The organism is Photobacterium gaetbulicola (genome assembly GCF_003025515.1).
In the GTDB taxonomy this organism is placed as follows: Bacteria; Pseudomonadota; Gammaproteobacteria; order Enterobacterales; family Vibrionaceae; genus Photobacterium; species Photobacterium gaetbulicola.
Genome location: NZ_PYME01000041.1, coordinates 1 through 18,140, shown reverse-complemented (window position 1 = coordinate 18,140; position 18,140 = coordinate 1). Strand labels below are relative to the sequence as shown.

The following is an 18,140-nucleotide window of genomic DNA, read 5'->3' as shown; positions in this document are numbered from 1 at the left end:
TTACAAATCGTTATAAAACATTCTTATCTATTCTTTCTTGTTATTTCTCTGAGTAGCTAATCTAACCCATACGCAATGTATAGGGATCGTCGTGTCATGTTACTTAAGGAACTTTCAGCTCTGGCCAGCCCGCTTAATGATCAGCAAATAGGTCAACTTCAGCAGGCTGCCGCCGAGCTATCGCCACAACAGCTGGCGTGGATTAGTGGTTATTTTTGGGGGCTTAGCCAAACACAGGGGGCCGGGCAAGTGCAGCCTGCTCAGGCGCCTGCATTGGCAACTCGCAGTCAGCCTGCTGGTAAGCTAACGATTATTTATGCCTCTCAGACCGGCAATGCCAAGGGGGTTGCCGAGCAACTCAAACAAGAGGCCGATGCCAAGGGGATTAAGGCGGAGCTTTATGCCGCAGGGGATTACAAGGGGAAAAACCTGACCAAGGAGACTCATGTCATTATCGTGGCTTCCACCCATGGTGAAGGGGAAGCCCCCGATGACGCGATCGAGTTGCATGAATTCCTGCAGTCGAAAAAGGCGCCGAAGCTGCCTGATCTTCAGTACGCGGTGGTGGGCCTGGGCGACTCCAGTTATGAGTTCTTCTGTCAGACAGCCAAAGACTTTGATGCGTTCCTCAGCAAGCAAGGTGCGACCGCTTTCCTTCCTCGTCTGGATTGCGATGTGGATTACGAGTCTGCGGCGACAGCGTGGCGTGCCAAGGCGCTGGACAAGGTTGAGGAAGCCCTGAAATCTGAACAGGGCTCCGGAGAGGCCGATGTGGTTCAGTTGCCGCTGGGCCAGGCCCCGGCGACTGTATCGGCTTACAGTAAGAAGAACCCGTTTCCGGCAGCTCTGTTGACCAGCCAGAAAATTACCGGCCGACAGTCAGGCAAAGATGTTCGTCATGTGGAAATTGACCTTGAAGGCTCGGGGCTGACCTACCAGCCGGGTGATGCTCTGGGGGTGTGGTATGACAATGATCCCGTCCTTGCCGAAGCAATTTTGGCCAAAGTCGGTCTCGCCGCGGATGAGCAGGTTGAGGTCGATGGTGAGTCGGTGGCGCTGCGCGAGGCCCTGATCAAACACTATGAGATCACGCTGTCTAACCCACAGCTAGTGACCAAATACGCCGCACTCTCTGGTAGCAAGAAACTGGCTAAGCTGGTCGAGGATAAAGACAAGCTACGGGAATATGCGGCCAATACCCAGGTGGTTGATGTGCTGGGTGAGAAAAAAGCGGCCCTCAGTGCTGATCAACTGCTTGGCTTGCTGCGCCGCTTGACCCCGCGTTTGTATTCGATTGCCTCGAGCCAGGAAGAAGTCGGTGAGGAAGTCCATCTGACCGTTGGGCTGGTGGAGTACCAGAAAGGGGAGGATATCCGTCAGGGTGGGGCTTCCGGTTACCTAGCCCAGCGCCTGGAAGAAGGCGACAGTGTCAGGGTATTTGTTGAGCCTAACAATCACTTCAAGTTGCCGGAAGATGGTGCGACACCGGTGATCATGGTCGGTCCGGGCACAGGTATTGCGCCGTTTCGAGCTTTTGTCCAGGAGCGAGATAATTGCGGTGCGGAGGGTAAGAACTGGTTGTTCTTTGGTGACCGCACCTTTACCGAAGATTTTTTGTACCAGGTGGAGTGGCAGAAGTACTTGAAATCCGGAGTGGTGGATAGGATCGATGTGGCCTTTAGCCGCGATCAGGCCGAGAAGGTTTACGTTCAGCACCGCCTGCTTGAGCATGCTGCCGAGGTGTGGCAGTGGCTGCAAGAAGGTGCCCATTTGTATGTGTGTGGAGACGCTACCCGTATGGCCAAAGATGTCCACGATGCGCTGCTCACCATTGTCGAACAGCAGGGTAAGCAGAGCCGTGATCAGGCCGAGCAATATTTGAGTGAACTACGCAAGAGCAAGCGTTATCAAAAGGATGTGTACTAATGAGTGAGCAAAAACTGTCGGATAACGAACGCCTCAAGCGTGAAAGTAACTTCCTGCGTGGCACGATTGTTGAAGATTTGAATGATCGGATCACCGGTGGTTTCACCGCAGATAACTTCCAGCTGATCCGTTTCCACGGCATGTACCAGCAAGACGATCGCGATATTCGTGCCGAACGTGCCAAACAGAAGTTGGAGCCGCTGCACAATGTGATGTTGCGGGCCCGGATGCCGGGTGGTGTGATCACCCCCAAGCAGTGGTTGGCGATTGACAAATTTGCTGAGGAGCACTCGCTGTATGGCAGCATCCGCCTGACTACCCGTCAGACGTTCCAGTTTCATGGTGTGCTCAAGCCGGATATCAAGTTGATGCACCAGACCCTGAACAAAATCGGGATTGATTCGATTGCTACTGCCGGTGATGTCAACCGCAATGTGCTGTGCACGACCAACCCGGTAGAGTCCGAGTTGCATCAGCAAGCCTATGATTGGGCGAAGAAAATCAGTGAGCACCTGCTGCCGAAAACCCGTGCTTATGCCGAGATTTGGCTCGATGGTGAAAAGCTGGAGAGTACGGATGAAGAGCCTATTCTGGGTAGCACTTACCTGCCGAGAAAGTTCAAGACCACTGTGGTGATCCCGCCGCAAAACGATGTCGATGTCCATGCCAATGATCTGAATTTCGTCGCGATTGCCGAAGAAGGCCAGTTGGTCGGCTTCAATGTACTGGTGGGCGGCGGTTTGGCCATGACCCATGGTGATAAGAGCACCTATCCGCGTAAGGCGGATGATTTCGGCTTTGTGCCGCTGGACAAAACCCTGGATGTGGCGGCGGCGGTGGTCACCACCCAGCGAGATTGGGGCAACCGCTCTAACCGTAAGAATGCCAAGACCAAGTACACCTTGGATCGGGTCGGTGTCGATGTGTTCAAGGCCGAGGTCGAGAAACGGGCCGGGCTTACTTTTTCCCCTAGCCGTCCTTATGAGTTTACCGAGCGCGGTGATCGCATCGGCTGGGTGGAAGGGATTGATGGCAATCACCACCTGACGCTGTTCATCGAAAATGGCCGCTTGCTCGACTTTCCGGGTAAACCGTTGAAAACCGGTGCTGCGGAGATTGCGAAAATTCACAAAGGCGATTTTCGCATGACCGCCAACCAGAATTTGATTGTTGCCGGTGTGCCGGCCAGTGATAAGGATAAGATCGAAAAGATCGCGCGCGATCACGGCCTGATCGATGATGGGGTGTCCGAGCAGCGGAAAAATGCCATGGCGTGTGTCTCGTTGCCAACCTGCCCGTTGGCAATGGCCGAGGCAGAGCGTTTCCTGCCGGAGTTTGTCACCGACATCGAGCAGTTGCTGGAAAAGCACGGCCTGTCAAAGGATGACAATATCATCTTGCGTGTCACCGGCTGTCCGAATGGCTGTGGCCGTGCCATGTTGGCCGAAGTCGGGTTGGTCGGTAAGGCGCCGGGGCGCTACAACTTGCATCTTGGCGGCAATCGCAATGGTACCCGTATCCCGAAAATGTATCGTGAAAATATTACGGTAGAGCAAATTCTCTCCGAGCTGGACTGTCTGGTTGGCCGTTGGGCCAAGGAGCGACAAGCTGGGGAAGATTTTGGCGATTTCACCATCCGCGTCGGAGTTATCGAGCCGGTGCGGGTTTCAAAGAGGGATTTCTATGCCTGATAGCCAATATGCCTCGCTGCTGCAGGCCAGCAAGGTGGAGCAGATACTGAAATTGGCCGAGGTCAATGCCGAGCTTGAAGCGATGTCTGCACAGCAACGTATCCGTTGGGCCCTGGATAACTTGCCGGGGCACTTTGGTTTGGCATCGAGTTTTGGTATCCAGTCGGCTGTGATGCTGCATATGGTAACCCGGATCAAGCCAGATATCCCTGTGATACTGACTGATACCGGCTATCTTTTCCCGGAAACCTACCAGTTTGTCGATGAATTGACCGAGCGGTTGCACCTGAATCTGCATGTCTACCGTGCAGAGCTGAGCCCGAACTGGCAGGAGGCTCGTTTTGGCAAGCTATGGGAGCAGGGACTTGACGGGATCAAGCAGTATAATCGCCTCAACAAAGTAGAGCCGATGCGTCGCGCCTTGGATGAACTTGGCATATCTGCTTGGTTTGCCGGCCTGCGCCGCGAGCAATCGCAGAGCCGTGCAACCTTGCCGGTGCTGGCGGTGCAAAACGGTCTGTTCAAGTTCCTGCCGCTGATTGACTGGAGTGATCGTGATATTGAGCAGTACTTGGCTGCACACCAGTTGCCCTATCACCCGCTCAAAGATGCGGGGTATCTGTCGGTTGGAGATACCCATACCAGCCAAAAATGGCAACCGGGAATGAAGGAAGAAGATACCCGCTTCTTTGGCCTCAAGCGAGAGTGTGGCTTGCATGAGGATGATGGCGAAGCCGACGGCTCTGGCATCTAGTGGCTGCAGAGTAATAGGTCGCGGGAGATAAAAGCCTTATCCATTGCTGGGTAAGGCTTTTTTACATCATGCTGACAGAAGGTTGTGACATGCACGGTATCTTTGCGCGCGTTTTTTAGTGGCGGATCAGCCCGCGGTCTGCCAGATACTGCCGAGGCTATCGAGCAGGCCTGCACTGGCTCCCTGATCGCCAAGGAACTGCAGCACCACCGGAATGAATTGGCTCACCATACTGGCATCCATGCCAAGGGCGCTGAAGACTTGGTTGATGGTATCCATATTGCCAAGCAATGCACTGGTGCCGGGGGGGAGGCTGTCGGTCAAGGCGTCGAGTCCGGGGATCATTTTAGTCAGTTCAGTGGCCTGTTCGCCGCCAAGCTGGCTGGCTGCTATCGACAGAAGGGCGCCGGCCCCTCCTGCGGCTTGCTCGTTAGAAATATTGAGCTGGCTGCTGATGAGATCCGTCAATGGGTTGTTGACTGTCGAAGCCGCTTCGTCATCTCCGCCGCCGAATAAGTCAGAAAGACTAAAGCCGTGGCTGGTAGTTGGCAACAGTAAGCTGCCAATGAGCAGCAGCAGCCAGGTTGTGGTACGGGTTGGGGTCAATAGGCGCATCTCTCGCAATCCTCCATGCAGACGTCGATGTTGGTAATCCCAGTTAAGATTAGTCAGGAATGCGGGTGAGGTACCAAAATCTATGGCAAAAAATGGATTAAGGAACAAAAAAAGACAATTTTTGGGTAGGATGGTCGTTAAGAAAAGGGATGGCCAGAAGCAAAAAACGGTGCCTGAAGCACCGTTTTTGTCATGAATCGCCGGGCGATTACAGGATGTCTAGTAGTTCCACTTCGAACACTAGTGCTGCATATGGAGGGATCGCTGCACCTGCGCCGCGCTCGCCGTATGCAAGGTTCTGTGGGATGTAGAGTTTCCACTTAGAACCAACAGGCATCATCTGCAGGGCTTCAACCCAACCTGCGATTACGCCAGTGACTGGGAACTCTGCAGGCTGACCGCGAGAAACAGAGCTGTCGAAAACAGTGCCGTCAGTTAGTTGACCGTGGTAGTGAACACGAACTTGCTTGTCTGAAGTTGGAATTTCACCGTTACCTTCAACAAGAACTTCGTACTGAAGACCAGACTCAGTCACTGTAACTTCTGAACGTAGTGCGTTATCTTTTAGGAACGCTTCGCCTTCAGCTGCAGCAGCTTTAGCTTGCTCCTGACGAACAGCTTCTGCACGAGTGTGAAGTTCACGTAGTGCGTTGTTGATGTCGTCAACTTCGATTTCTGGCATATCGCCAGTTAGAGAAGTCGCGATACCTTTGGCGATAGCAGCAACATTCAGGCCCTCTAGACCACTTTGTGCTAGCTGCTGGCCCATTTGAAGACCGATACCGTAGCTTGCTTTAGTTTCAACTGTATCTAGTTTAACGTCAGACATGGTGTCATCTCTTTAGTAGAGTGAATAAAGCAGGCAGGATAACAGTTTCTCCCCCTAGGGGTAAACCATTGTAACAAGCTGTCGATGGATAGCGTGAATTAGATAGCGCTGGAGTGTTGTATATGGGACAGGCCAAACGCCGTTCGAATAAAAAGAGAGAGTTTTCGTGGCCGCGCATTACCTTCGATAAGGCGGCGTTGAAACAAGGAGCCGCGGCTATCCGTGGCAAGCTTGCTCCGTTGGAAAGCCGATGGTACCAGCTGCCAAAACTGCACCGCCGTGCTTTGATGGTGCTAGTGCCGGTGGTCGGCGTGTTGCTGTTGCTGCCTGCTGGAGAGCCGACGACACAGCCTGCTTCTTCCGAGCCGGTCCGCCGAGAATTGTCCCTGAACCTGGAGAGCCAGCAGCCGCAACGCATAACTGTCGGAGAGCGGGAGGAGCCGGTATCGCCAGCTCGTCCTTCCCGTATTACGCCGCTGGAACCGGTCGAAAGCCCGCCTGTTGCTGCTAAGCCCGCAGTTAAACCGTCCGAAAAGACCAGCACTTCAACGCAGTCGGACAGTGCCGACTGGCAGCGCTACCAGGTGAAAAGCGGCGAAACCTTAGCCAATATTTTCCGTCAGCATAACCTGCCGCTGAACGATCTGTATGCGGTCGCAGCCATTGAAGGGGATGATAAGCCATTGAGCCGGATCAAGGCCGGTCAATGGCTGCGTTACCGCCAGACGGCCCAGGGCGGCTTGGATGCGTTGCAGATCGAAGGGCGCAATGGCGAGCCGGTCTTGTTCTTCCGCCGTTCGGATGGCAGTTTTGTCCGTCGTACCCAGTAAGCTAACGGTGTAACCCAAAAAGCCACTTCGGTGGCTTTTTTGTTGCCTGCTACGCTGGAAACCGTTGTTATTTGGGTTATTTGGTCAGGCGCATATCGATATGTGGGATTCCGTCTTCCAGGTATTCTTCGGAATATGCCTCGAAGCCATACCGCTGGTAGTAATGCTGCAGATGCGACTGGGCACCGATCTCAATAGTCTCACCCGGCCACAGTTGTTCGGTCATCGCGATGCCTTGCTCAAGCAGTTGGTTGCCAATTCCCTTGCCGCGGGCAACTGGGGCAGTGACGACCCGGCCAATGCTCACTGCGTCATAGGTTGTCCCTGCAGGAAGCAGGCGTAGATAGGCAACGAGGGTATTGCCTTGGTAGCCCAGTAAGTGGTGGGTACCAGCCTGCCTGTCATGGTCGTCCAGCTCCGGGTAGGCACAGTCTTGCTCGACCACAAAAACATCACAGCGCAGTTTGAGCAGGTCATAAAGCTGGTGGGTGGTTAGTTGGTCAAAGCTGAGGCACTGCCATTGCATGTCTTTCTCCTGATGGTACATATTATTCACTCTTCCTTGAGGATAAATTAACTCAAAGGTGTTGGCATTAACTTAAGGCAAGTTGGTTCTTGCCGGATTAACTTTCTTCACTGAGCCTGGCGCGGATTCGACTCAAACTGGTGGCGGTAATGCCCAGGTAAGAGGCTATCTGGTAGTCGGCAAGTTGTGTCTGTAGCTCTGGGAAGTGGCCGCAGAACAGGGTATAGCGCTCTTCGGGGGTATGGATGAGCATGAAGCGCTCTTTGTGTTCTTTGAACAACAGTTGCCTTTCGAGCAATGCCATATAGAGGCCAGGGCAGCTGGCTTTCCATTGCTCGATTACAGCCAAGGGCAGGGCAAGTATTTGGCTGGCAGAAAGAGTTTCCAGCAAGTATTCGGAAGGCTGCTTGGTCAGCAGGCTTTCAAAACCCAGGATCAGCTCTTGCTCCCAGTAGAACTCTTTGCTGAACTGGCGTCCTTCGGGGGTCAGGTAGCAGGCATGGCAGATCCCATCGACCAAAAAGAAGGCATGGTTCGATTGCACGCCTTGGTTGAGCAAGATATGGCGGGTTGGGAGTTCCATCGGCTCGGCTAGCGCAAGGGCATTGTTGATGGTCTCGTCATCGGCACCATGGTCTCGAAGGTATTGGGCTAGGGCAGTTTTCATTGTTTGCTCACAGGGTTGGGTATCACATTGACCGTGGTTTCATCTTAACAAAAAAATACCGCAGCCGAGGCTGCGGTATGGTTAAGGATAATCAGCTAATCGACTTACTTTTGAAGGTCGATACGGTAAATCGCAAAGCCGATTTCGTCAGTACCGGTTTTCTCCATTGGGTACTGCGCTTTCTCCTTGATGAAGCTTGCCGCTTTGTCACCCGGCGACGTTTCGAAAGTGATGTTGAGTTCTTGCTCGCTCTTTAGCGGGGTGAAGTGCCAGTTGTTGTCTGCACTTGGGGTAACTTCACCCTGCTCTTTGCTGACGCGGGTGATGTAGTCCGCCACAATGGTGCGGTTTTCATCTGGCGAAGCAAAAGCAATGAAGTCTTCACCGGTACCGGCAAATTTGCCGCTGTAGGCGCGGTAGTTGTTGGTAGCGATGATAAATGGCTGCGCTGGATCAACCGGCTTGCCGTTGAAAGTCAGGTTCTGAATACGCTCAGCTTTGTCATTGATCAGCTTGCAGTCACCGTCGTAACGGGCTGGCTGCGATACATCGATGCTGTAGTTCACACCGTCGATAACATCGAAGTTATAGGTACGGAAACCGTCCCAGTTGATCAGACCTTGCTGCTTGTCGCTGTTAAGGTCGATTTGGTTGAACTGACCAGCAGAGCACTCCAGCCACTCTTTTACTTCTTTACCGGTGACTTTCAATGCCACTAGGGTGTTCGGGTACAGGTAGAGATCTGCCGCGTTACGGAAGGTCAGCTGGCCGGATTCGACTTCGGTAAAGTTTGTCGGATCGTTGCCGCGGCCACCTGCCTTGAACGGAGCAGCTGCAGAGAGCACAGGAATGCCGTCTAGATCCGGGTCGCCCTGGATAAAGCGCTCAACATAATCCTGCTGGGCTAGGCTGACGATTTGAACCGTCGGATCATCCTGCACTAGAGCCAGGAAGCTGTACATCACATCGTTGGCTTTACCGATAGGTTGGTTAACGAACTCACGGGTACCGTCGTGCTCGGCCTTGATTGCTTCAACCATCTTCTCGTCGGCTTCTACGATAGCTTCGCCTTTGATCTTATCGAAGATAGGGCGGGCTTCGGTCTGCGCACTGGTTACAGTCCAGCTGTCGCCTTTCTGTTTCAGGACTAGGTCAATCACACCCAGGTGATCACCCCAGCGGCCAGGCATTACAGAAGGTACGCCGTTGATAGTGCCTTTTTCCACATCGGTATTTGGCAGGTTAGCAAAAGCTTTGCTTGGGAACACCGCGTGTGAGTGGCCAAAGGCGATTGCATCGATGCCTTCCACTTCTGTGAGGTAGTACACCGAGTTTTCTGCCATTACCTTGTAAGGATCAGCAGAGACGCCAGAGTGCGGGATAGCCACAATGATATCGGCGCCTTCCGCCTTCATTTGCGGTACAAACTTCTCGGCAGATTGTTTGATATCTTCAGCCTTGACCTTGCCTTCCAGATGACGCTTGTCCCATACCATAATTTGCGGTGGGACAAAGCCGATGTAACCGATCTTCACTTCGTGCTCGGCACCATCGGTATCTTTGAAGGTGTGCGACTTAATCACATAGGGAGTGAACAGGTTTTTGCCGGTTTTCAGGTCATAGACATTGGCGTTGACGTAAGGGAAGTTGGCGCCTGCGATAGCCTTATCGAGGAAGTCCAAGCCGTAATTGAACTCGTGGTTACCAATATTACCTACTTCGTAGTTGAGCTGGTTCATTGCTTTGTAAACGGGATGGACGTCGCCGGCACCAAGTCCCTTGGCCGCCATGTAGTCACCCATTGGGCTTCCTTGGATCAAATCACCGTTATCAACCAACACGCTGTTGGTGACTTCAGACTGCGCTTGCTTTACCAATGTTGCGGTACGGACCAGGCCGGTTTTCTTGGTCGGCTTGTCTTTGTAGTAGTCATAGTCCATGACATTGGTATGGATATCCGTAGTTTCCAGGATGCGAAGCTTGATGGTGTCTGCTGTAGCCGGTCCTGCCATAGCCAGCATGCCGCCCAAAATCGCAACCGATAAGGGTTTGGCTGATAACTTCATAATTTTCTCCATGAGTGTCGGTATAGGAAAGCGTGCATAAGGTAACAAAAACACGTCTAGAATTGCGTATCAGAATAGCGGATATGTGCCGTTAATCGCTTTTTTATGCGTACTTTTTTGTCTTATGAAAAACGGTTGCGTCATAAAACAGCATTTTGGTTACGCCTAAGTCTAGGTCAAAAAGCGACTACTTATTAGTAGGTTGGATGCATCATCTGAGTGAATGGTTTCTTTTCTTGTAAAAAGCGACATTTTGCTAATTGGACGAACTTATCTATGTTTTAACAAGGGAGAAAAGAGAAAAATGTTGAGATAAACATTTTGGAATAAAAAATGAAATTTAAGAATTTCAGGTAATAAAACATCATAACTATAGTGATCCTATCAATGGATACTTAGGGGCATTCTCACATGGACTATCTGCCAATTTTTGCTGATCTCAAGCGCCGGCCATGCTTGGTTGTTGGAGGGAATGATGTTGCTTGGCGAAAGGCGAAGATGCTGCTCAAGGCAGGGGCCGATGTAAAGGTTATCAGTCCGGAGCTGTCTCCTCTTTTTCAACAGGCTGTTACCAACGGTCAGATTACCTATTTAGGCGAAGATTTTTCGCCTGAGCATCTGGATGGCATTTTCCTGGCTATCGCCGCCACTGAACGCAAGGCTGTGAATGCACTGGTTTACCAATCGGCTAACCAACGGCAGGTACTCGTTAACGTGGTGGATGATACTCAGCGTTGTAGTTTCATTGTGCCATCAGTCGTCGACCGCTCGCCAATCATCGTGGCGGTATCGTCATCAGGCCAAGCGCCGGTATTGGCAAGGCTGATCCGTGAAAAACTCGAAGCGCTACTGCCACAGCACTTAGGCAAGATGGCAACGATTGCAGGTCGATTCCGTTCTCGCTTGGCTCAAACCGTGACTTCTTTCTCTGCCCGGCGCCAGTTCTGGGAGCAAGCCTTCAATGGACGCTTTGCATCTTTGGTCGCGGCAGGCCAGGTTGAATTGGCCGGGCAGGAGCTGGAGCAGCTTAGCCAAGGCCAAGCCAAGCGTGGTGAAGTGGCCTTGATCGGTGCCGGACCGGGTGATGCCGGTTTGCTGACCCTCAGAGCGTTGCAGTTATTGCAACAAGCCGATGTGGTGCTGTTTGATTATTTAGTCTCGGAAGAGGTGATGGACTTGGTTCGCCGCGATGCCGAGCGGGTGTGTGTGGGTAAGAAGGCTGGATTTCACAGTGTACCTCAGACCGAGACTAACCGACTGCTGGTGGAATATGCCTCGCAGGGTAAGCGTGTGGTCCGACTTAAGGGCGGGGACCCTTTTGTCTTCGGTCGCGGTGGTGAGGAGCTGGAAGTGTTGTTCGACCACAATATTCCGTTTGAGGTGGTCCCCGGGGTCACGGCCGCTGCCGGTGCGACTGCTTATGCCGGTATTCCTCTGACTCACAGGGATCATGCTCAGACCGCGATGTTCGTCACTGGGCATCTCAAGGCTGGCAGTGACCAACTGGACTGGCAAACTTTGGCGAGGGGGAACCAGACTCTGGTGATTTATATGGGACTAATGAATGCCTCTGACATCATGCAGCAGCTTATCGAGCACGGCCGCGCAGCCACGACCGCGGTAGCCATTATTGAGCGCGGCACTCAGCCAGCCCAAAAGATTTACAAAGGCCAGCTCCAAGAGCTGGACGAGTTAGCTCAGCAGGCGGCTTCCCCGGCACTCATTGTGGTCGGTGAAGTGGTCAATCTATCAGAAAAACTACATTGGTTCGGAAAGCAACCACAACCAGCTTATCCCAATATGGATCTGCAAGGTGCCGTGGTGAAACTGGCTTAGCATGGAGAGAGTAATGGACCCGAAACGATTTACCCATTTAAAGCAACTGGAAGCGGAGAGTATCCATATTATCCGTGAAGTTGCTGCCGAGTTTGATAACCCTGTCATGATGTACTCCATCGGTAAGGACTCCTCGGTCATGCTGCACCTTGCGCGCAAGGCTTTCTATCCGGGGAAGATCCCCTTTCCGTTGCTGCATGTCGACACTGACTGGAAGTTCCGGGAAATGATTGAGTTCCGTGACCGGACCGCCAAGAAGTATGGCTTTGAGCTGTTGGTACATAAAAACCCTGAAGGGTTGGCGATGGGGGTTAATCCTTTTACTCATGGCTCATCCAAGCATACCGATATCATGAAAACTCAAGCCCTTAAGCAGGCGCTGAACAAATATGGCTTTGATGCCGCCTTTGGTGGCGCGCGCCGGGATGAAGAAAAGTCGCGTGCCAAGGAGCGGGTTTACTCCTTCCGGGACAAAAACCACACCTGGGATCCGAAAAACCAGCGTCCGGAGTTATGGAGAACCTACAACGGCCAAATCAACAAGGGGGAAAGTATTCGGGTGTTCCCGCTATCCAACTGGACGGAATTGGATATCTGGCAATACATCTATCTTGAAGGCATCGAGATTGTACCTTTGTACCTATCGGCAGTGCGTCCTGTTGTCGAGCGTGACGGCATGCTGATCATGGTCGATGACGATCGGATGAAACTTCAGCCGGGAGAAAAGATTGAGCAAAAGAGTGTACGGTTCAGAACCTTGGGGTGCTATCCACTGACCGGGGCCATTGAGTCGGAGGCTGATACGCTGCCCGGCATTATTGAAGAAATGCTGGTCGCTACCTCCAGTGAGCGTCAAGGGCGGGCAATAGATCATGATCAGTCCGGCTCGATGGAGCTCAAGAAACGCCAGGGATACTTCTAAGGAGAGAATAATGAACAGTGCAATAGAACAACAAGTGGCTGAGCTGGGGATTGAGGCCTATCTCGATCAGCATCAAAACAAATCCTTGCTGCGTTTTTTGACCTGTGGCTCGGTGGATGATGGCAAGAGTACCTTGATTGGCCGCCTGCTCCACGACTCCCAGCAGATTTATGAAGATCAGCTTGCCGCGATCCATGCCGACAGTCAGAAAGTGGGAACTACTGGTGATAAGCCGGATTTAGCCCTGTTGGTGGATGGCCTGCAGGCCGAGCGCGAGCAGGGAATCACCATTGATGTGGCTTACCGCTATTTCTCGACCAAGAAGCGCAAGTTCATTATTGCGGATACACCAGGGCATGAGCAGTATACCCGCAATATGGCGACGGGTGCTTCGACCTGTGATGTAGCGGTGATTTTGATTGATGCCCGCAAGGGGGTGCTGGATCAGACTCGCCGTCACTCCTATATTGCCAGCTTGCTTGGGATCCGGCATTTCATTGTGGCCATCAATAAAATGGATCTGGTGGGCTTTGAGCAGTCGCGCTTTGAGTCTATCCGTGACGAATACCTGGCATTTGCCGAACAGCTCAACCCGCAATTGGATATCAAACTAGTGCCTTTATCGGCGTTGGAAGGGGATAACGTGGTTGATCTCAGTGAGCAAACACCATGGTATCAAGGCGAGTCGCTACTGGAGATGCTTGAGTCGGTCGATATCAATGTCGATCGCCAGTCAGGTGACTTCCGCTTACCCGTCCAATATGTCAATCGGCCTAACCTGGACTTCCGTGGCTTTGCCGGCACGGTTGCCTCGGGCACGGTCAAAGTGGGTGATGCCATTAAAGTCTTGCCATCGGGTAAGCAGTCGCATGTTGAGCGTATCGTAACCTTCGACGGTGATTTGCCTGAAGCCTTTTCGGGACAGGCTGTTACGCTAACGCTGGCTGATGAGATTGATATCAGCCGGGGTGATACCCTAGTCGCTGCAGATAGCGAGATCTCTCTGGGCAACCATCTTCTGGCTGACATTGTCTGGATGGCAGAAGTACCGCTTGAAGTGGGGCGGCTATACGACATAAAAGTAGCGGGTAAAAAAACGGTGGGGAGTATTTCTGCCATCCGCCACCAAGTGGACATCAATAACCTTGGCAAGTTTGAGACCGATAGTCTGCCGTTAAATGGTATTGGCCTGTGTGAAGTTACGCTGACAGAATCCATTGCGGTTGACCCTTACCTTCACAGTCCGGATACCGGTGGCTTCATTGTTGTTGATCGCTTGACCAATGTTACCGTCGGGGCAGGTATGGTGCGTGAGGCACTGTCTGCTGTACAAGATATCGCATCAACTTCAGTATCTGCATTTGAAGTTGAACTCAATACCCTGATCCGCAAGCACTTCCCTCATTGGCAGGCGAAGGACATTGGTAAGTTACTGGGGTAATTGATGATGCAATGGGAACAAGGAATGGTTCTCGCCATGTTAATGGTGATAGTAACCTGCCTGCTGACGACAAGGATCAAGCCAGCATATTTGTTTGCTGGGGCGGCCTTTATCGGTTTTCAGGCTGGGATGATTGACTTGCCAACCTTGGCTGGCAATTTTACCAATTCATCACTATTGACTTTGGTGTTGCTGATCCTTGTTTCAATTGGGTTGGAGAAAACCCGTTTGATCAGTTGGGTTGGTAAGCAAATATCGAGTGGAGGCCAATCGACAGTTGTAGCTAAACTGGGGTTGTCGACAGCCTTTCTTTCCTCCTTTACTAACAATACTGCAGTAGTGGTCTCTTTGATCGGTGCGATAAAGCGGAATCAGCGCCATGCCCCATCGCGTTTGCTGATCCCTCTGTCCTATACCGCCATCCTTGGTGGGACGCTGACGCTAATTGGCACCTCGACAAACTTGATCATTAATAGTTTTGTCGAAGATGCGGGTTTGCCCAGTTTAGGATTTTTTGCACCCACGACTATTGGTTTGGCGGTACTGGTGATTGGTCTGTTGATTCTGATCCCGCTAAGTTACCTCCTTCCTATATATGACGAGAACTCGCAAGACGACTTGCCCTATTTTTTGGAAGCCAAAGTTGTTGGTGGCTCTCCTCTGGTGGGGAAAACCGTGGCCGAAAATGGGTTGAGGGCACTGCGCCGGTTGTTCTTGGCGGAAATTATCCGAGATGGAGAGACGCTGGCACCTGTTTGCCCTGATACACAACTCAAAGCGGGTGACACTTTGTTATTTTGTGGTGATGTGGAAAGTGTAACAACCCTGCAGGAAATCAATGGCCTTCAGCTTTTTGGCCAGCACCACCTTAATGGCCAGTCCATGTTAGAAGTCATTGTCAGCCACTCGGCCGGGATCCGCGGCAAGACATTAAAGAGTGTTCAGTTCCGTGAGCGTTTTGATGCGGTGGTGGTGGCAATTCGCCGTGGCCATGAAAGACTAGCGGGTGGGCTCGGTAATATTGAGCTTCATGCCGGGGATACCTTGGTGGTTGTGCCGGGAAAAACCTTCAACAGTAAAAAGCAGCAACTCAATCGCGAGTTTGTCTTAGTTAATGGGTTAGATTCGAGTGCTAGGCTCGATAGCCAAAAGAGCCTGACGGTATTGTTCGGTTTTATGATGGTGATTGCTGCTGCGTTATTGAATGTCCTTCCTATTATAAAGGGGCTGGCGGCGTATCTGGTATTGCTGATTGCTTCAGGTGTTGTGACTTTTGCGGAACTGAGGCGCCGTTTCCCCATTGATATTGTGGTGATTGTTGGCTCGGCGCTATCACTGGCGCAGCTGATGCTTTCCAGCGGACTCTCGGAGCGGATGGGGGAGATGCTGATGATGGGATTTGCTGACTGGGGAATGTATGGTGCGTTGGTTGCCGTTTACTTACTGACTTTGGTGTTGACTGAGTTAGTCACGAACAATGCGGCGGCGGCACTGGCCTTTCCCGTTGCATATAGCCTTTCAGTCAGCTATGGCGTTGACCCTATGCCTTTCATTATGGCGATTTTGTTCGGTGCTAGCGCCAGTTTTATCTCTCCTTATGGCTATCAAACTAACCTGCTGGTTTATAGCGTGGGAAATTATCAGCTGAAAGATTATTTGCGTGTCGGACTTCCTATTTCATTGGTGTATTCGGCAGTTGTTCTGGTCTTAATACCACGACTTTTTCCTTTTTGACGACAAATGAAAATGGAGTTAGCTATGACGTCGGCTATTCGTTCGACAAGTAATGACAATATTGTTTGGCATACACACCAAGTTGACAAAGCTTACAGGGCAAAGCAAAAAAGCCAGCAGCCGTCAGTCTTATGGTTTACAGGACTCAGTGGTGCCGGTAAGTCGACGGTTGCTGGAGCATTGGAGCAGCGTTTGGCAGAGTTGGGTTACCACACTTATTTATTGGATGGCGATAATGTCCGTCATGGCCTTTGCCAGGATCTTGGGTTTTCCACCGAAGACCGCCGCGAGAATATTCGTCGCATAGGAGAAGTGGCAAAACTGATGGCAGATGCCGGGTTGATAGTGCTGAGTGCGTTCATTTCTCCGCATCGTCATGAACGCCAGTTGGTGCGTGATATGCTGCCATCGGGTGAGTTTCTGGAGGTGTTTGTTGATACCCCACTGGAAGAGTGTGAAAAGAGGGATCCCAAAGGGCTGTATAAAAAAGCACGAGCCGGTGAGCTCAAGCAGTTCACTGGTATTGATTCAGAATATGAGCAGCCACTGAATGCCGAAATTCACTTAGCTGCTGGCAGTCATGATGTGCAACAGCTTGTTGAACTGTGTGTTGATGCGCTGAGATCTCGCAATATTATTGAATGACATAAGGAGTGATGTGTGGGAAAACAGCTTGAGTCGTTGTACCAAATTGCATTGGAGGCTGGTGAGGCCATCATGGCGCTTTACCATTCTCATGTCGAAGTATCGGAAAAAGACGATCGCAGTCCAGTGACCGCTGCTGATCTAGCTGCAAATGCCATTATCTTAGATAAGCTGGCAGAGTTAACACCAGATATCCCTATCGTCTCTGAAGAATCAGCACATATCCCTTGGTCTGAACGAAGGAACTGGCAGCGGTTTTGGTTAGTTGATCCGTTAGATGGCACTAAAGAGTATTTGCGCAAGAATGGTGAATTCACGGTTAATATTGCTTTGATTGAGCAAGGGAGTCCTGTTATGGCCGTTGTCCATGCACCAGCTCTCGGCAAAACGTGGTTAGGCGATGGCCATCAAGCTTGGCTCGTGAGTAAAAACAAGCGAGAAGAAATAAAAGCGAAGTCTGCAGACAAACCGGTCGTCGTGGGCAGCCGCTCTCATCCTAGTCCTATGATGGAAGAGTTCTTGTCAAAGCTGCCGGTATACCAATTAGTCGCGGTGGGCTCGTCGTTGAAGTTTTGCTTAGTTGCAGAAGGAGGGGCTCAATACTACCCAAGGTTAGGTCCGACGATGATGTGGGATACGGCTGCCGGTCAATGTATAGCTGAAAGTGCAGGGGCAAAAGTTAAAGCTCTTGATGGCATGCCCCTGCGATATGATCGAGAAGAACTGTTAAACCCCCATTTTATTGTTAGCCTACCAAGCTGAGCCATAGGATAAGGCAAATCGGCCTTCTTTTTTGAAGGTTCTACCACATAGATTACAGATCTTGTCTACGCTTAACGTTGCGCTCCAAGAAACAAGGTTTCTGGAGCGTGATTTGGCTGTTTTTTGTGTTTTTTCTTTATTTGCGTTTCTTTTGCCATCAATTGGCAAAAAAAGTCAAAAAAAGCATTGCCATTATTTATCGTGTTCCTATAATGCCGCCTCACCAACGGGGTAGCGGCTTCTTAGTAAGCTATTCACAAATTGTGGATAACTTGTTGGTGACTGGCAGGATAAGTTTTTATGTGTTTTTTGAGCTTGACTCTGAGGTATAAATAACTAGAATTGCCTGCCTTGCTTGTTAAAGCTGGTGAGTTCTTCAAAATAAGAACCTATCTGTTAACAAGGCTTGTCAGTAAAGAGTTTCGAAAAAAGTTTTTTGAAATTAACTATTGACACCGAGGGTTGCGCTGGTAAGATACGCAGCCTCAGTCGGCACGCAGTGTCGAGTGAATGTTCTTTAATAATTTGACCATGCAATCTGTGTGGGCACTCGTGAAATGATAGTCAAAAAAGAATTATCAATGAAACTGAGTGACCAATACAAATTTTAAGTTTACTTATTATTTGGCACAGTCAATTCAATCATTACTTCGGTAATGGTTTAACAGTATTTCATTGAGCCAAAACTTTAATTGAAGAGTTTGATCATGGCTCAGATTGAACGCTGGCGGCAGGCCTAACACATGCAAGTCGAGCGGCAGCGACATATACAATCCTTCGGGTGCGTTTATGGGCGGCGAGCGGCGGACGGGTGAGTAATGCCTGGGAATATGCCCTGATGTGGGGGATAACCATTGGAAACGATGGCTAATACCGCATAATCTCTTCGGAGCAAA

Annotated in this window: 15 protein-coding genes and 1 rRNA gene; 11 read left to right on the top strand and 5 right to left on the bottom strand. The window is 51.1% G+C overall.

Annotated elements, in window-relative coordinates:
- Positions 1 to 96: 96 nt before the first annotated feature.
- From C9J03_RS24370 to C9J03_RS24360, 3 genes are read left to right on the top strand one after another with little or no spacing between them, the layout of a single operon-like run.
- Positions 97 to 1,926, top strand: a complete 1,830-nt coding sequence (locus tag C9J03_RS24370; RefSeq protein ID WP_044622038.1) for an assimilatory sulfite reductase (NADPH) flavoprotein subunit — start codon at positions 97 to 99, stop codon at positions 1,924 to 1,926.
- Positions 1,926 to 3,617, top strand: coding sequence for an assimilatory sulfite reductase (NADPH) hemoprotein subunit (gene cysI / locus C9J03_RS24365; RefSeq protein ID WP_044622037.1), 1,692 nt, complete (start codon positions 1,926 to 1,928; stop codon positions 3,615 to 3,617). Before C9J03_RS24370 ends, cysI begins: the two co-directional genes overlap by 1 nt.
- A complete protein-coding gene (locus C9J03_RS24360) occupies positions 3,610 to 4,371 on the top strand; it encodes a phosphoadenylyl-sulfate reductase (RefSeq protein WP_044622036.1) in 762 nt (253 codons plus the stop codon). Before cysI ends, C9J03_RS24360 begins: the two co-directional genes overlap by 8 nt.
- Before the next feature lie 126 nt (positions 4,372 to 4,497).
- Here C9J03_RS24360 and C9J03_RS24355 read toward each other — a convergent pair whose 3' ends face one another.
- Together C9J03_RS24355 and C9J03_RS24350 are read right to left on the bottom strand one after the other, a co-directional pair.
- On the bottom strand, positions 4,498 to 4,986 hold the full coding sequence (locus C9J03_RS24355; RefSeq protein WP_052829702.1) for a DUF2780 domain-containing protein: 489 nt from the start codon (positions 4,984 to 4,986) through the stop codon (positions 4,498 to 4,500).
- A 208-nt stretch (positions 4,987 to 5,194) separates the two neighbouring features.
- Entirely contained in the window at positions 5,195 to 5,815 is a 621-nt protein-coding gene (locus C9J03_RS24350; protein ID WP_039466490.1) for a BamJ family beta-barrel-assembly machinery protein, read from the bottom strand.
- A gap of 122 nt (positions 5,816 to 5,937) precedes the next feature.
- Here C9J03_RS24350 and C9J03_RS24345 point away from each other — a divergent pair, with 122 nt between their 5' ends.
- Positions 5,938 to 6,645, top strand: a complete 708-nt coding sequence (locus C9J03_RS24345; RefSeq protein WP_044622035.1) for a LysM-like peptidoglycan-binding domain-containing protein — start codon at positions 5,938 to 5,940, stop codon at positions 6,643 to 6,645.
- Between the two features lie 76 nt (positions 6,646 to 6,721).
- Here C9J03_RS24345 and C9J03_RS24340 read toward each other — a convergent pair whose 3' ends face one another.
- From C9J03_RS24340 to C9J03_RS24330, 3 genes are all read right to left on the bottom strand, one after another.
- Positions 6,722 to 7,171, bottom strand: a complete 450-nt coding sequence (locus tag C9J03_RS24340) for a GNAT family N-acetyltransferase (RefSeq protein WP_044624325.1) — start codon at positions 7,169 to 7,171, stop codon at positions 6,722 to 6,724.
- A 97-nt stretch (positions 7,172 to 7,268) separates the two neighbouring features.
- On the bottom strand, positions 7,269 to 7,838 hold the full coding sequence (locus C9J03_RS24335) for a Crp/Fnr family transcriptional regulator (RefSeq protein ID WP_044622034.1): 570 nt from the start codon (positions 7,836 to 7,838) through the stop codon (positions 7,269 to 7,271).
- A 104-nt stretch (positions 7,839 to 7,942) separates the two neighbouring features.
- Complete coding sequence (locus C9J03_RS24330) at positions 7,943 to 9,904, bottom strand: bifunctional 2',3'-cyclic-nucleotide 2'-phosphodiesterase/3'-nucleotidase (protein WP_044622033.1); 1,962 nt, start codon at positions 9,902 to 9,904, stop codon at positions 7,943 to 7,945.
- Positions 9,905 to 10,315: 411 nt separating this feature from the next.
- On the opposite strand from C9J03_RS24330, the gene cysG reads away from it, so the two are divergent.
- From cysG to C9J03_RS24295, 7 genes are all read left to right on the top strand, one after another.
- Positions 10,316 to 11,740, top strand: coding sequence for a siroheme synthase CysG (gene cysG, locus C9J03_RS24325; protein WP_044622032.1), 1,425 nt, complete (start codon positions 10,316 to 10,318; stop codon positions 11,738 to 11,740).
- A gap of 13 nt (positions 11,741 to 11,753) precedes the next feature.
- Complete coding sequence (cysD, locus tag C9J03_RS24320; protein ID WP_044622031.1) at positions 11,754 to 12,662, top strand: sulfate adenylyltransferase subunit CysD; 909 nt, start codon at positions 11,754 to 11,756, stop codon at positions 12,660 to 12,662.
- A gap of 10 nt (positions 12,663 to 12,672) precedes the next feature.
- Positions 12,673 to 14,103 (top strand): sulfate adenylyltransferase subunit CysN, encoded by a 1,431-nt coding sequence (cysN, locus tag C9J03_RS24315; RefSeq protein WP_044622030.1) that lies wholly within the window; start codon positions 12,673 to 12,675, stop codon positions 14,101 to 14,103.
- Positions 14,104 to 14,109: 6 nt separating this feature from the next.
- Positions 14,110 to 15,837, top strand: a complete 1,728-nt coding sequence (locus tag C9J03_RS24310) for an SLC13 family permease (protein WP_044624324.1) — start codon at positions 14,110 to 14,112, stop codon at positions 15,835 to 15,837.
- Positions 15,838 to 15,861: 24 nt separating this feature from the next.
- Entirely contained in the window at positions 15,862 to 16,482 is a 621-nt protein-coding gene (gene cysC, locus C9J03_RS24305) for an adenylyl-sulfate kinase (RefSeq protein WP_044622029.1), read from the top strand.
- Positions 16,483 to 16,497: 15 nt separating this feature from the next.
- Positions 16,498 to 17,244, top strand: coding sequence for a 3'(2'),5'-bisphosphate nucleotidase CysQ (gene cysQ / locus C9J03_RS24300; protein WP_107291763.1), 747 nt, complete (start codon positions 16,498 to 16,500; stop codon positions 17,242 to 17,244).
- Positions 17,245 to 17,933: 689 nt separating this feature from the next.
- Positions 17,934 to 18,140, top strand: a 16S ribosomal RNA gene (locus tag C9J03_RS24295); the annotation flags it as partial.

What these genes read in the sequence shown, in the direction of transcription:
- C9J03_RS24370 (WP_044622038.1), top strand. Translation starts at nt 97, where the DNA reads ATGTTACTTAAGGAACTTTCAGCTCTGGCCAGCCCGCTTAATGATCAG.
- cysI (WP_044622037.1), top strand. Translation starts at nt 1,926, where the DNA reads ATGAGTGAGCAAAAACTGTCGGATAACGAACGCCTCAAGCGTGAAAGT.
- C9J03_RS24360 (WP_044622036.1), top strand. Translation starts at nt 3,610, where the DNA reads ATGCCTGATAGCCAATATGCCTCGCTGCTGCAGGCCAGCAAGGTGGAG.
- C9J03_RS24355 (WP_052829702.1), bottom strand. Translation starts at nt 4,986, where the DNA reads ATGCGCCTATTGACCCCAACCCGTACCACAACCTGGCTGCTGCTGCTC.
- C9J03_RS24350 (WP_039466490.1), bottom strand. Translation starts at nt 5,815, where the DNA reads ATGTCTGACGTTAAACTAGATACAGTTGAAACTAAAGCAAGCTACGGT.
- C9J03_RS24345 (WP_044622035.1), top strand. Translation starts at nt 5,938, where the DNA reads ATGGGACAGGCCAAACGCCGTTCGAATAAAAAGAGAGAGTTTTCGTGG.
- C9J03_RS24340 (WP_044624325.1), bottom strand. Translation starts at nt 7,171, where the DNA reads ATGCAATGGCAGTGCCTCAGCTTTGACCAACTAACCACCCACCAGCTT.
- C9J03_RS24335 (WP_044622034.1), bottom strand. Translation starts at nt 7,838, where the DNA reads ATGAAAACTGCCCTAGCCCAATACCTTCGAGACCATGGTGCCGATGAC.
- C9J03_RS24330 (WP_044622033.1), bottom strand. Translation starts at nt 9,904, where the DNA reads ATGAAGTTATCAGCCAAACCCTTATCGGTTGCGATTTTGGGCGGCATG.
- cysG (WP_044622032.1), top strand. Translation starts at nt 10,316, where the DNA reads ATGGACTATCTGCCAATTTTTGCTGATCTCAAGCGCCGGCCATGCTTG.
- cysD (WP_044622031.1), top strand. Translation starts at nt 11,754, where the DNA reads ATGGACCCGAAACGATTTACCCATTTAAAGCAACTGGAAGCGGAGAGT.
- cysN (WP_044622030.1), top strand. Translation starts at nt 12,673, where the DNA reads ATGAACAGTGCAATAGAACAACAAGTGGCTGAGCTGGGGATTGAGGCC.
- C9J03_RS24310 (WP_044624324.1), top strand. Translation starts at nt 14,110, where the DNA reads ATGCAATGGGAACAAGGAATGGTTCTCGCCATGTTAATGGTGATAGTA.
- cysC (WP_044622029.1), top strand. Translation starts at nt 15,862, where the DNA reads ATGACGTCGGCTATTCGTTCGACAAGTAATGACAATATTGTTTGGCAT.